At 66.4% G+C, this 13,204-nt stretch carries 12 protein-coding genes and 1 pseudogene; all 13 read left to right on the forward strand.

Annotated elements, in window-relative coordinates; all coding sequences use genetic code 11:
- The first annotated feature begins 12 nt into the window (after positions 1-12).
- The 13 genes and pseudogenes from AC27VQ_RS20475 to AC27VQ_RS20535 all read left to right on the forward strand — a co-directional run bounded on the left by AC27VQ_RS20475 (position 13) and on the right by AC27VQ_RS20535 (position 13,174).
- On the forward strand, positions 13-648 hold the full coding sequence (locus AC27VQ_RS20475) for a phage distal tail protein, Rcc01695 family (protein WP_488717737.1): 636 nt from the start codon (positions 13-15) through the stop codon (positions 646-648).
- Positions 645-1,535: a DUF2163 domain-containing protein gene (locus tag AC27VQ_RS20480; protein WP_488717738.1), complete on the forward strand. Its 891-nt coding sequence runs from the start codon at positions 645-647 to the stop codon at positions 1,533-1,535. The genes AC27VQ_RS20475 and AC27VQ_RS20480 overlap by 4 nt, the downstream gene beginning before the upstream one ends.
- Positions 1,528-1,971 carry an NlpC/P60 family protein gene (locus AC27VQ_RS20485; protein ID WP_488717739.1) on the forward strand — a complete coding sequence of 148 codons (444 nt, stop codon included), beginning with the start codon at positions 1,528-1,530 and terminating at the stop codon, positions 1,969-1,971. The genes AC27VQ_RS20480 and AC27VQ_RS20485 overlap by 8 nt, the downstream gene beginning before the upstream one ends.
- Positions 1,972-1,974: 3 nt before the next feature.
- Positions 1,975-5,812: pseudogene (locus AC27VQ_RS20490) on the forward strand (baseplate multidomain protein megatron).
- 15 nt (positions 5,813-5,827) lie between these two features.
- On the forward strand, positions 5,828-6,037 hold the full coding sequence (locus AC27VQ_RS20495; protein WP_421594545.1) for a hypothetical protein: 210 nt from the start codon (positions 5,828-5,830) through the stop codon (positions 6,035-6,037).
- A gap of 93 nt (positions 6,038-6,130) precedes the next feature.
- Entirely contained in the window at positions 6,131-6,382 is a 252-nt protein-coding gene (locus AC27VQ_RS20500; RefSeq protein WP_298100716.1) for a hypothetical protein, read from the forward strand.
- Positions 6,383-6,435: 53 nt separating this feature from the next.
- Entirely contained in the window at positions 6,436-7,107 is a 672-nt protein-coding gene (locus AC27VQ_RS20505) for a response regulator transcription factor (protein WP_298100715.1), read from the forward strand.
- Positions 7,097-8,515, forward strand: a complete 1,419-nt coding sequence (locus tag AC27VQ_RS20510; protein ID WP_488717740.1) for an ATP-binding protein — start codon at positions 7,097-7,099, stop codon at positions 8,513-8,515. Before AC27VQ_RS20505 ends, AC27VQ_RS20510 begins: the two co-directional genes overlap by 11 nt.
- Positions 8,516-8,621: 106 nt before the next feature.
- Positions 8,622-9,050, forward strand: coding sequence for an RT0821/Lpp0805 family surface protein (locus tag AC27VQ_RS20515; protein WP_488717741.1), 429 nt, complete (start codon positions 8,622-8,624; stop codon positions 9,048-9,050).
- Positions 9,051-9,163: 113 nt separating this feature from the next.
- Positions 9,164-10,291 carry a c-type cytochrome biogenesis protein CcmI gene (gene ccmI / locus AC27VQ_RS20520; RefSeq protein WP_488717742.1) on the forward strand — a complete coding sequence of 376 codons (1,128 nt, stop codon included), beginning with the start codon at positions 9,164-9,166 and terminating at the stop codon, positions 10,289-10,291.
- Entirely contained in the window at positions 10,288-10,737 is a 450-nt protein-coding gene (gene ccmE / locus AC27VQ_RS20525; RefSeq protein WP_298100707.1) for a cytochrome c maturation protein CcmE, read from the forward strand. The genes ccmI and ccmE overlap by 4 nt, the downstream gene beginning before the upstream one ends.
- Complete coding sequence (locus tag AC27VQ_RS20530; RefSeq protein ID WP_488717743.1) at positions 10,734-12,719, forward strand: heme lyase CcmF/NrfE family subunit; 1,986 nt, start codon at positions 10,734-10,736, stop codon at positions 12,717-12,719. Before ccmE ends, AC27VQ_RS20530 begins: the two co-directional genes overlap by 4 nt.
- Complete coding sequence (locus AC27VQ_RS20535; RefSeq protein WP_488717744.1) at positions 12,716-13,174, forward strand: cytochrome c-type biogenesis protein; 459 nt, start codon at positions 12,716-12,718, stop codon at positions 13,172-13,174. Before AC27VQ_RS20530 ends, AC27VQ_RS20535 begins: the two co-directional genes overlap by 4 nt.
- The last annotated feature ends 30 nt before the right edge of the window (positions 13,175-13,204 follow it).

Below are 13,204 nucleotides of genomic sequence, written 5' to 3' on the forward strand. Positions count from 1 at the left end.
TCGGAGACTGAGATGGCAGGATTTCATGAGGTGCGGTTTCCGCTGCGGGTGGCGCTCGGCACCAGCGGCGGGCCGGTGCGGCGCACGGATATCGTCAGCCTGTCCAACGGGCGCGAGAACCGCAACCGGCGCTGGCAGGATGCGCGGCGGCGCTACGATGCGGGCTCGGGCGTACGCTCGATCGACGATCTCTATGCCGTGCTCGCCTTCTTCGAGGCGCGGGCGGGGCAGTTTTACGGGTTCCGCTTTCGAGATCCCGTCGACCACCGGTCCGGCGTGCCGGGAGCCTTGCCGGCCGCAGGCGACCAGGAGATCGGCACGGGCGACGGCACGACGACGGCATTCCAGCTGGTCAAGCGCTATGCCGATGCGGGCGGCGCGACGGTGCGGGTGATCGAAAAGCCGGTGGCGGGTTCGGTGGTCCTCTCGGTGGCGGGGAGTGTCGTGCCGGTGGCTGATTACACGGTGGATGCCGGAACCGGCATCGTGACCTTCAAGCCGGGCAAGATCCCGGCCTCCGGCGCCATTCGCGCGGGGTTCGAATTCGATGTGCCGGTGCGCTTCGATACGGACCGCATCGATATCGATCTGGCGCAGTTCAATGCCGGGCGCATCCCTTCCATTCCGCTGGTGGAGATCAAGCCATGAGGACGATCCCGGCGGGGCTTCAGGCCCATCTCGACGGCGGCGTGACGACGCTCTGCCACGCCTGGCGGGTGACGCGGCGCGACGGCGTGGTGCTGGGCTTTACCGATCATGACCGCGGTCTCTCCTTCGGCGGAACGGACTATGTGGCGGCGAGCGGCTTCGAGGCGAGCGAGGCGGAGGACGGCAACGGACTTGCCGCCGAGAGCGGCGAGGTCTCGGGCGGCTTTTCCGCCGAGGCGATCCGCGAGGCCGACCTTTCGGCCGGGCGCTATGACGGGGCGAAAGTCGAGGTTTTCACGGTCAATTGGCAGGATCCTTCGGAACGGTTGCTGTTGCGCACGGCGGAGCTGGGCGAGGTCCGGCGCGAGGGCGGGCTGTTCCGCGCCGAATTGCGGCGGCTGACGCATGGGCTCGACCAGGTGCGCGGGCGTATCTACGGGCACCGTTGCGACGCGGTTTTCGGGGATAGCAGCTGCGGTATCGATGCCTCGGCGCCGGCCTATCGGGCCACGGCGACGGTGCTGGGGGTACTCGACGAGATGCGGCTGAAGGTCGGCGGTCTCACGGGTTTTGCCGAGCGGTTCTTTCGCTACGGTGTGCTGACGGTGACGAGTGGCACGGCGGCGGGGCTTTCGGCCGATATCGAGGATCATCGCAAGGCCGACGGGGCGGATGAGCTGGTGCTCTGGCTGCCGGCGCCGGCGGGGCTTGCCGCGGGCAATACGCTGCAAGTCACGGCGGGGTGCGACAAGCGCTTTTCGACCTGCAAGGCGAAGTTTGCCAACCAGCTGAATTTTCGCGGCTTTCCGCACATGCCGGGCAGCGATTTCACCTATGGTTATGCCGATGGCGACACCGTTCATGACGGAAGGCCGCTCTATGACTGACAAGGCAATGGGTGACCGGGTCGTCGCCGTCGCGCGCGGGTTCATCGGCACGCCCTATCGGCATCAGGGCGCGCTGAAGGGCGTCGGATGCGATTGCCTGGGGCTGATCCGCGGCGTCTGGCGCGAGCTTTACGGCGCTGAGCCCGAGGTGCCGGCACCCTATGCGCCCGACTGGGCGGAGCGGGCGGGCGAGGAGCGGCTCCTTCTGGCGGCCGTGCGGCATTGCGGGCCAGCGCTGCCCATCACGGCGCTTCGACCGGGGGATCTGCTTGTCTTTCGCTGGCGGACCGGGGTGGCGGCGAAACATGCCGGCATCGCGGCGCCCGAGGGACGGTTCATCCACGCCTATGAGCAGGCGGCGGTGATCGAATCGCCGCTCGTACCCTGCTGGCGCCGGCGCATTGCCGGCGTTTTTCGTTTTCCGGAGATGGTCTGATCCATGGCGACACTTCTTTTCCAAGCGGCGGGTGCGGCGCTCGGCAGCGTGTTCGGGCCGTTCGGCGCCATTCTCGGGCGTGCGGCGGGCGCGCTGGCCGGTTCGGTGGTCGATCGTTCGCTGCTGAACGGTGCCAGCAAGATTTCCGGCGCGCGGCTCGGCGACGGGCGTATTCCGGGTGCGGACGAGGGCACGGCGATGAGCCGCGTCTATGGCACCGCACGGCTCGGCGGCACGCTGATCTGGGCGACGCGGTTCGAGGAGGAAGTCTCCGTCGAGCGCGCGGGCGGCAAGGCGAGCGGGCCGCGCGTCGAGACGTTCCGCTATTTCGCGAATTTCGCGGTCGGCCTCTGCGAGGGGCCGATCGCCGGGATCCGGCGCGTCTGGGCCGATGGGCGCGAGCTTGACCTGACCGGGGTGGCGATGCGGCTGCATCGGGGCACCGCGTCGCAGGCGCCCGATCCGCTGATCGAGGCGAAGCAGGGGGCGGGCGATACGCCGGCCTATCGCGGGCTCGTCTATATCGTCTTCGAGCGGCTGCCGCTCGATACGTTCGGCAACCGTATTCCCGTGCTGCAATTCGAAGTTCTTAAGCCGGTCGGGTCGCTGGAGGAGAAGGTCCGGGCGGTGACGATCATTCCGGGCTCCAGCGAGCATGGTTACGATCCGCGGCTGGTGACGGAGAAGCTCGGCAAGGGTAAGGGGCGCAATATCAACCGCAACACGCTCGTCGCGGCCACCGACTGGGAGGCTTCCATCGACGAATTGCTGGCGCTCTGCCCGAACCTGGAGCGGGTCGGGCTGGTCGTCGCCTGGTTTGGGACGGATCTGCGGGCGGGACATTGCCGCATCGTGCCGGGTGTCGAGGTTTCGGCCCGCACGGATGAAAGCCGGCCGTGGCGGGTCTGCGGCATCGGGCGCGGCGCGGCACATGTCGTGAGCCAGAGTGGCGGCGGGCCGGCCTATGGCGGCACACCCTCGGATGCCAGCGTCGTGGCGGCGATCAAGGACCTGAAGGCTCGGGGGATCGAGGTCTATCTCTACCCCTTCGTTCTGATGGATGTGCCGGCGGGCAACAGCCTGCCCGACCCATATGGCGGCGCGGCGCAGGCGCCCTATCCCTGGCGTGGGCGTATCACTTGCCATCCGCAATCGGCCACCGGAACGGCGGCGGTGGGCGGTCAGATCACGGCCTTTGTGGGGAGCGCGGAGGCGGGCGATTTTTCGGTTTCGGGTGAGGCGGTTACCGGGCCGGCGAGCGATGAAGGCTTTCGCCGGCTGATCCTGCACTATGCGCATCTGGCGGAGGCGGCGGGCGGCGTGGACGGGTTCCTGATCGGCTCGGAGATGCGCGGGCTGACCTGGCTGCGCGACGGGACGGGTGGGTTTCCGTTCGTTTCGGCGCTGTGCGATCTCGCGGCGGATGTGCGCTCGGTGCTGCGGCCGGCGACGAAGATCACCTATGCGGCGGACTGGAGCGAGTATTTCGGGTTCCAACCGGGCGGAAGCGGCGAGGTGCGTTATCACCTCGATCCGCTCTGGGCGTCGGCGGCGATCGATGCCGTCGGTATCGACAACTATATGCCGCTCTCCGACTGGCGGGATGGCGATGTGCTCACGGGCAATCTCGACGGGTTTCGCCATGGTGAGGACATGGCGGCGATGCGGGGGCAGATTGCGGCGGGCGAGGGGTTCGACTGGTATTATGCCGGCGATGCCGCGCGGCGGGAGCGGGTGCGCTCGCCGATCACCGACGGGGCGGCGGGCAAGCCCTGGGTGTTCCGCTACAAGGACATCGAGAGCTGGTGGACGAATTTTCATCGGGAGCGCGGGCCTGACGGGGCCGAGCTTGCTGGGCATACGGCCTGGGTGCCGCGGTCGAAGCCGATCTGGTTCACCGAACTGGGGTGTCCTGCGGTCGACAAGGGGCCGAACCAGCCGAATGTCTTCGTCGATCCGAAAAGCGCTGAAAACGCCTTGCCGTACTTCTCCGGCGGGGCGCGCAGCGATGCGGTGCAGCGGCGATTTCTCGATGCGCATCATGGTTGGTGGCAGGGGAGCGGGCCGGAGGCGGGCATGGTCGATCCCGGCCATGTCTTCCTCTGGACCTGGGATGCGCGGCCCTATCCGGCCTTTTCCGGAGCAGACGGCGCTGTGGTCCGACGGTGGCAACTGGCAGCGCGGGCATTGGCTGAACGGCCGGCTCGGTGCGGGTACGCTCGCCGATGTGATCGCGGCAATCCTGTCAGATCACGGGTTTTCAGCGTTCGATGTCTCGGGTGTCGCGGGTGACCTGCCGGGTTTCGTGCAGGCCGAACAGTCTTCGGCGCGGGCGTTGCTGGAGCCGCTGATGGAGGCGTTTCAGGTCGATGCGCTGGAGGCGGATGGCAAGCTCATCTTCCGGTCGCGGCAGAAATCGGCACTGCCGCCGGTGGAGATCGACGTTCTGGCCGAGCGGCCGGACGAGGCGGCCATCGAGGAAAGCCGGGGGCATGCCGGCGATTTCTCCGGCGAGGCGATCCTCGATCATTTCGATGCGGCGGCGGCCTATGGACGCGCGACGGCACGCTCGCGCCGCATGGCCGACGGCAGCGACCGGGTGTTGCGGCTGGCCCTGCCGGCGGTGCTGCATGACGGTGCGGCGGCCTCGGCCGTCGAGGCGGCCTTGCGCGACCAGCGGGCGGGGCAGCGCCGCGTCACTTTCCGCCTTCCGCCGACGGCGCTTGGTGTGACGCCGGGCGATGTCGTGCGCCTTGCCGATGGACCGGAGGGACGTTTCCTCGTGACCGAGGTGACGGACGGCCTAGTGCGCGAAGTCGAGGCGCGGGGGATTGCGGCGGGAGACAGCCCGGCCTTCGCGCCGGCTGAAGGCGGACGCTCTCCGGCGGGCGGGGCGGGGCCGGCGGATGCTTTTGCGCCCGAAGTGGAGTTTCTCGATCTGCCGATTTTCGAGGCCGGCGCGGCGGAGGATTTCGCACGGGTCGCGGCCTATGCGAAGCCGTGGCGGGCGATGGTCGTGTCGAGTTCCGATGGCAGCGAGGGGTTTCGCGCAAGGGCGCGGCTGGAGCGGCCGGCGCGTTTGGGGTGGCTTGCGGCAGCGCTCCCGGCGGGCGTGCTCGGGCGGTTCGATCCCGAGCGCGAGATCGTGCTCGATCTGGCCTCGGGCGGGCTTTCCGCCGTCGATCCCGTAACGATGCTGAACGGGGCGAACCGGCTGGCGGTGCAGGCGCAGAATGGCGGGTGGGAGATCGTCGGCTTTGCCGGTGCGAGCGAAATCGCGCCGGGGCGCTGGCGGCTGACCACGCTGCTGCGTGGTCTGTTCGGCACCGAGGATGCGATGGCGTCGGGGCACCTTTCCGGGGCTCTGGCGGTGATGCTCGACGAGGCTGTGCTGCCGCTCGGGGTCGATGTCGATGAGGCGGGGCGTGTCTCCAACTGGCTGGTCGAGGCGGTGGGGGCGGCCGGCGGGCAGGCGGGTCCCTTCGTCTTTGCCGGCGGGGAGCGCGCGCTGACGCCGCTTGCGCCGGTGCATCTTCGCGGACGGCGCGGGGCCGATGGCGTGGTGCGGTTCTCCTGGGTGCGGCGCGGGCGCGTCGATGCCGATACCTGGCTTTCTGCCGATATCCCGCTCGACGAACCTTCCGAGGCCTATCGGCTCGACATTCTCTCGGGCGCCACCGTGGTGCGGCGCGTCGAGACGACAAGTCCGGATTTTACCTATGCGGCGGCAAGCGAGCTTGCCGATTTCGGCGCGGCGCAGACGGCGATTCGCATTCGGGTGCGCCAGCTTGGCCGGGCAATCCCGCTCGGCGTGCCGGCGGAAGCCAATCTCACAGTCTGACCGAAAGGAACAGCGATGAACGACGAGACGAAACCCTGGTACACATCGCGCACCGTCTGGGGCGCGCTGATCGCCATTGCCGCTTCGCTTGCCAATGCCGCCGGCATCGAGATAACGGCGGGTGACGAGGGAGAATTGGCCGATCTTCTGGTCTCCGCGGCGGGCGTGATCGGGGGCCTTATCGCCGTCTACGGCCGGATTTCGGCGCGCCGTCCGGTGCGCTGAATGCCGCCCGAAGTTCCGCTCCCCATTCATTTGCCATTCAGCGAGGATCGGTTATTGCTTGCAACATAGTGATCCGCACCTGAAAGTATGTTCATGGCCTCGCCACTTCTCATCACCGCCCTTGCGGCCAGCCTGACCCTGCCGGGTCCCGTTCTGACGGGCACCGGGAGCGATGTCGTGCAGGTTGCGGGCGACTGCAGCGCCGCCGCGGCGCAGGTGGTGTCCGAGACGGGCGGCGAGCTTCTCTCGGCGCAGCCGAAGGGAGACACCTGCGTGGTGACCGTGCTGGTTCCCGGCAAGGGCAATGCCCGGCCGCGCAAGGTGACGGTGCGCGTCCCGATGTAAAGCCGCCGGGCATTCGGCCCGGCGATGAAAAGCACAACGAAGAAAGAGGCCGAATGCGCATCCTGGTGGTCGAGGACGACGTCAACCTGAGCCGGCAGCTCAGCGAAGCCCTGAAGGACGCCGGTTATGTGGTCGATCAGGCCTTCGACGGCGAGGAGGGGCACTATCTCGGCGATACCGAGCCCTACGACGCCATTATCCTCGATATCGGCCTGCCGGAAATGGACGGCATCACCGTTCTCGAAAAATGGCGCGCCGACGGCAAGGGCATGCCGGTCCTGTTGCTCACCGCCCGTGACCGCTGGAGCGACAAGGTGGCGGGCATCGATGCCGGCGCCGACGACTATGTCGCCAAGCCGTTCCATGTCGAGGAAGTGCTCGCGCGTATCCGCGCGCTGATCCGCCGCGCGGCGGGCCATGCCAGCGCCGATATCGTCTGCGGTCCCGTCCGGCTCGACACCAAGGGCTCCAAGGCGACGGTCAATGGCGAGGCGCTGAAACTCACTTCGCATGAATACCGGCTGCTCTCCTATCTCATGCATCACATGGGCGAGGTCGTCTCGCGCACCGAGCTGGTCGAGCACATGTACGACCAGGATTTCGACCGCGATTCCAACACGATCGAGGTTTTCGTCGGACGCCTGCGCAAGAAGATCGGCGTCGACCTGATCGAGACCGTGCGCGGTCTCGGCTATCGGATGCAAGCGCCGGCCAATGGCAAATAACGCCAGGCGCTCCCGCTCGCTCACCTTCCGCGTTCTTTTCCTCGCCTCTTTGTGGGCGGCGCTGGCGCTCATCGTCATCGCCGTCGTCATTTCGACACTCTATCGCCAAAGCGCGGAAAAGAGTTTTCGCGATTTGCTGCGTGCCCAGCTCTACAATGTCATCAATTCCGTCTCGACGGACGAGGCGACGCGGCTTTCCGGCACGCCGCAGCTCGGCGATCTCCGGTTCTTCCAGCCGCAATCGGGCTGGTACTGGATCGTCGAACCGATCGGCGGGGCGTTGGCAAGCGAGATGCTGACCTCGGCGTCGCTCGGCACGGGCAGCATTCCGATCCCCGATACGGACAGCATTCCCTTCGATACGCGCTATGAGCGCTTCTACACCACCATCGATTCCTTCGGGAACGATGTGGAGGTGGGCGAGACGGAAGTGGTGCTGGACGACGAGGGACGCACGGCGCGTTTTCGCGTGGTCGGCAATCGCGACGTGCTGGAGAATGACATCGACGATTTCTCGGGCAGCCTCTATCTCGCGCTCGCCGGCTTCGGCGTGGGTAGTCTTATGCTCAATGCGGCGGCGATCCTCATCGGTCTCCGGCCGCTCGACCGGGCGCGCAAGGCGCTGGAAAAGATCCGGGCGGGCGAGAGCGAGCAGCTCGACGGCGATTTCCCGAGGGAAATCCTGCCTTTGGCGAGCGAAGTGAATGCTCTGATCGACAGCAACCGGCGCATCGTCGAGCGGGCGCGCATGCAGGTGGGCAATCTTGCCCATTCGCTGAAGACGCCGATCGCCGTGCTGCTCAACGAATCGCGGCTGATTTCGGCGCCGCAGGGCGATCTCGTGAAGACGCAGGCCGAGGCGATGCAGAGCCAAGTGCAATCCTATCTCAATCGCGCGCGCATCGCCGCCCAGCGTGAATCCGTGCTGGCGCGCACGGAGGCGCAGCCGGTTCTTGAGCGGCTGGTGCGCGTGATGCGCAGGCTGAATGCCGAAACGCAGTTTCCGCTGACGGTGGATCCGCCGGGGCTGGTGCTCGCCATGGAGCAGCAGGACGTCGAGGAAACCGTGGGCAACCTTCTGGAAAATGCGGCGCGCTATGCCCGCACGGTGGTGACGCTGCGCGTCTTCGTGGCGCCGGGGGATCTGCGCGGCAATGACGAGGGGCGCAAGAACTGGGTCGTTATCGAGGTGGAGGACGACGGGCCGGGCCTTGAGCCGGACCAGATCCGCGAGGCGATGAAGCGCGGCAAGCGGCTCGACGAGAGCAAGCCGGGCACGGGGCTTGGCCTTTCGATCGTCAGCGAGATCGCATCGGAATATCAGGGCACGTTCGGGCTTTCGCGCGGGGCCGGCGGCGGGCTTCTGGCGCGCCTCGTGCTGCCGGCCGTCACAAAGGATGTTGCCTGAGGCGGCGGACAATGCAACAAGAGACATATTCGCGATGATGAGGATCGCGGGACGAACGAATTGCCGGCGGTCTGCCGGCCTTGCAGGAAGAGAGACGGTCGAGCGGATGAAGACGGGTTTGCGCGGCGCCTTTTTCCCCCTCCTTCTGGCAGCAGTGACGGCCTCGGGATGCACGACCACGTCAGGCGGCAAGGCTTCGGCCGCTGCTACCACGGTGGCGGCAGGCCCTGGCGTCTATATCACAGCGCTTCAGGGCGGCCTCGTGAGCCGCAACACCGCGACACAGCTTTCCAAAGCCGACATGCAGCGCGCGCTCGAAGCCGAATACCGTGCGCTGGAAGCGGCGCCCGGCGGCCAGCCGGTCGTCTGGCAGGGGCAGGGCGTGACCGGATCGGTGGTGGCGGCGGCGCCCTATCAGGTCGGGTCGCAGAACTGCCGGCAATACAGCCAGACGCTGACCGTCAACGGTCGCGACACCGCGACACGCGGCGCGGCCTGCCGGAACGCCCAAGGGGCCTGGGAGCCGCTGTCCTGACGGAACGGGCGGTTTTCGCCCGACTGCTTGAGCTTGCGGCGAAACGCCTCAATTTTGCGTCATTGTTCCCAGGGGAATTGGAAACGCCGCGGCGTTCCAGTAATTGAACGGTCATGCTTTTCTGGATTCTCGTCGCCATCCTGACGGCAGCCGTGGCCGCTGTCCTCCTCCTTCCGCTGCTGCGGCGCCCTTCCGCGTCCGCTGACGATGCCGGCCACGACGTGGAGGTCTATCGCGACCAGCTGGAAGAACTGAAGCGCGACGAAGTGACCGGCTTGATCGGTGCCGGCGAAGCCGAGCTTGCCCGCGCGGAAGTCGCGCGCCGGCTGATCGCCGCCAGCAAGGCCGAAGCCGGTGAAAAGACACGTGCGAGCGGGCGCAATCGTCTCGCGCAGGCCTTCGTCATCTTGGTGCTTCCGGCCATCGGGCTCTGTCTTTATCTGGCGACCGGCCGGCCGGATCTTCCGGCCCAGCCGCTTGCGGAACGCCTTGCCAATCCGGGCAACGACATCAACATCCTGATCGCACGGGCGGAAAACCATCTGGCGCGCAATCCCAATGACGGCGCGGGCTGGGATTTGCTGGCGCCGATCTATTACCGCAGCAGCCGGATGGAAGATTCTGCGAATGCCTACGCGCAGGCGATCCGCCTGCTCGGGGAGAACCCCGAGCGGCTGGATGGTTATGCCGAGGCACTGATCGCGCTTGCCGATGGTGTGGTGACGGCGGATGCGCGCAAGCAGCTTGAGGCGTCGTTGAAGCTGAAGCCGGACAATCCGCGCACCCGCTACTACCTCGCGCTTGCCCTGGAGCAGGAAGGCAAGAAGCCGGATGCGCGGGCGGCCTTCGAAGCGCTCGCCAAGGATTCCCCTGCCGATGCCGCCTGGCTGCCGCTGGTCAACAAGCATATCGCGGCGCTGGGCGAGGGCGGCACGATCCCGGCACTCGGCAACCCAACGGCGGACGATGTGGCCGCGGCTCAGGACATGTCGACGGGTGACCGCCAGCAGATGATCGCCGGCATGGTGGAGAACCTTGCGGCGAAACTGCAGGAAAATCCGGATAATTTCGAAGGATGGATGCGCATCATCCGTTCCTATGTTGTGCTGGATCAAAGGCCGAAGGCCGAGGCGGCGTTACAGACGGCGCTGAAGAGCTTCCCGGCGGACAGCGAGAACGGCAAACAGCTTCTGACGCTGGCGCGGGAGCTGTCGATTGCGGTTGAGGGCAACACACAATGACGCGCAAGCAGAAACGTCTGGCAGTCATCGGCGGCGGCGTCGCCTTCCTCGTGGCGGCGGTGCTGCTCGTCATGTTCGCCTTCAGCCAGTCCATCGCCTACTTCTACGTGCCGGGCGATCTCGCCAAGGCGAACCTCGCGCCGGGCACCCGCATCCGCCTCGGCGGGCTGGTGGAGGCCGGCACGGTGAAGCGCGGCGAAGGCTCGACGGTGACTTTCACCGTCACCGATACGCTCTCGACGGTGCCGGTGACCTATACCGGCATTCTGCCCGACCTGTTCCGCGAAGGGCAGGGCGTGGTAGCGGAAGGCGCTTTCGGCATGGACGGTCTGTTCGTAGCTGATACGGTGCTGGCCAAGCATGACGAGACCTATATGCCCAAGGACGTGGCGGACCGCCTGAAGGCGCAGGGTGTGGAACTCTCCGGCAAGGAAACGATCAAATGATCATCGAGCTTGGACACTATGCCCTGGTTCTGGCGCTCGCGACCGTCATCATCCAGGCCGTGCTGCCGCTGGTCGGCACGATCCGCAACGACCGCTCGTTGATGGCCGTGGCTCCCGCCGCAGCCCTTGCCGGTTTTCTGCTGGTGCTTTTCTCCTTCTCGGTGCTGACCTTCGCCTATGTCGTTTCCGACTTCTCGGTCGCCAATGTCTGGGAGAATTCGCATTCGCTGAAGCCGATGATCTACAAGATCTCCGGCGTCTGGGGGAACCATGAGGGCTCGATGATGCTCTGGCTCCTCATTCTCGTCTTCTTCAGCGCGCTGGTCTCGACCTTCGGATCCAACCTGCCGGAGCGGCTGCGCGCCAATGTTCTCGCCATTCAGGGGCTGATTTCGACCGCCTTTGCGCTGTTCATCCTGCTGACCTCTAATCCGTTCATCCGCCTTTCGCCGGCACCGGCCGAGGGGCGGGACCTCAACCCGGTGCTGCAGGATGTCGGCCTCGCGATCCACCCGCCGCTGCTCTATCTCGGTTATGTCGGTTTCTCCGTCTGTTTCTCCTTCGCCATCGCTGCGCTGATCGAGGGACGCATCGATGCGGCCTGGGCGCGCTGGGTGCGGCCGTGGACGCTCGCCGCCTGGAGCTTCCTCACCGCCGGCATCGCCATGGGCTCCTACTGGGCCTATTACGAACTCGGCTGGGGCGGCTGGTGGTTCTGGGATCCGGTGGAGAATGCCTCGTTCATTCCCTGGCTTGCCGGCACGGCGCTGCTTCATTCCGCACTGGTCATGGAAAAGCGCGAGGCGCTGAAGATTTGGACGGTGCTTTTGGCCATCCTGACCTTCTCCATGTCGCTGCTCGGCACCTTCCTCGTGCGCTCCGGCGTGCTGACCTCGGTGCATGCCTTCGCGACGGACCCGACGCGCGGCGTCTTCATCCTTGCCATCCTCGTCTTCTTCATCGGCGGTGCGCTGTCGCTCTTCGCCTTCCGGGCCGCGACGCTGAAAGCCGGCGGGCTCTTTGCGCCGATTTCGCGCGAGGGTGCGCTGGTTCTGAACAACCTGATCCTGACGACGGCGGCGGCGACGGTGCTGACCGGCACGCTCTATCCGCTGGTGCTGGAAGCGCTGACGGGCGAGAAGATTTCCGTCGGCCCGCCCTTCTTCAACCTGACCTTCGGGCTTTTGATGCTGCCGCTCCTGCTGGCTGTTCCCTTCGGGCCGCTGCTCGCCTGGAAACGCGGTGACGTCTTTGCGGCCGGACAGCGGCTCTTTGCGGCAGTTGCCGTTGGTCTCGTCATTGCGGCTGGCGTCGTCTATGCGCATGGCGGCGGACCGGTTCTGGCCTATTTCGGCATCGCGCTCGGCTTCTACATGATTGCCGGCTCGGTCACCGATCTCTGGATGCGCGCCGGTATCGGCAAAGTGAAGGGCAATGTTGCCTTTCGCCGCTTCATCGGCCTGCCGGGCTCGGCCTTCGGTACGGCGCTTGCCCATATCGGTGTCGGCGTGACGGTGATCGGCGTGATCGCTGTGACGGCTTTCGAGACGGAGCATGTCGTGGAGATGAAGCCCGGCATGCAGGTGGAGGCCGGCGGCTATACGCTGACCTTTGACGGCATGCGCCGCGGGCAGGGGCCGAACTATTCGGAGGAATCCGGCCACTTCACGGTGGCGCAGGGCGGCGTGACGGTGACAGATATCTGGTCCTCCAAGCGCCTCTACACGGCGCGTCGCATGCCGACGACGGAAGCGGGCATCCGCACCTTCGGTCTCAGCCAGCTTTATGTCTCGCTCGGTGATGCCATGGCCGATGGCGGCATCGTCGTGCGCGTCTGGTGGAAGCCGATGATCCTGTGCATCTGGATCGGCGCGCTGATCATGATGGCGGGCGGTGCCGTATCGCTCTCAGACCGCCGCCTGCGCGTCGGCGTCCCGCAGAAGGCGCGCAAGGTGAAGCCCGTGCTGGAGGCGGCCGAGTGATGCGCCGCCTGCTGCTCGCTTTTGCCTTTCTGCTTACGGCGTTTCCGGCCTTCGCCGTCAATCCGGACGAGGTACTCGCCGACCCTGCACTGGAAGCGCGGGCGCGAACATTGTCGTCCCAGTTGCGCTGCATGGTCTGCCAGAACCAGTCTATCGATGATTCCAATGCCGAGCTTGCCCGCGATCTCCGTCTTCTCGTGCGCGAGCGCCTGAAAAACGGTGACAGCGACCAAGCGGTGATCGACTATGTCGTCTCGCGCTACGGCGAATTCGTGCTGCTGAACCCGCGCCTGCGCGGCGAGACGCTGCTGCTCTGGGGCGCGCCGATCGTGCTCTTCCTGGCCGGTGCGACGGCGATGATCCTCTTCGTGCGCAGGCGCGGCGGAAAGCCGACGGGTACGCCGCTGTCCGATACGGAAAAGGCTGAGCTGGAGCGTGCCCTCAAGGGCGAATAGCGCGTTTGCTCCCGGATTTTTCCAACATTA

This window comes from Shinella sp. 20P9.1.1 (assembly GCF_057798995.1).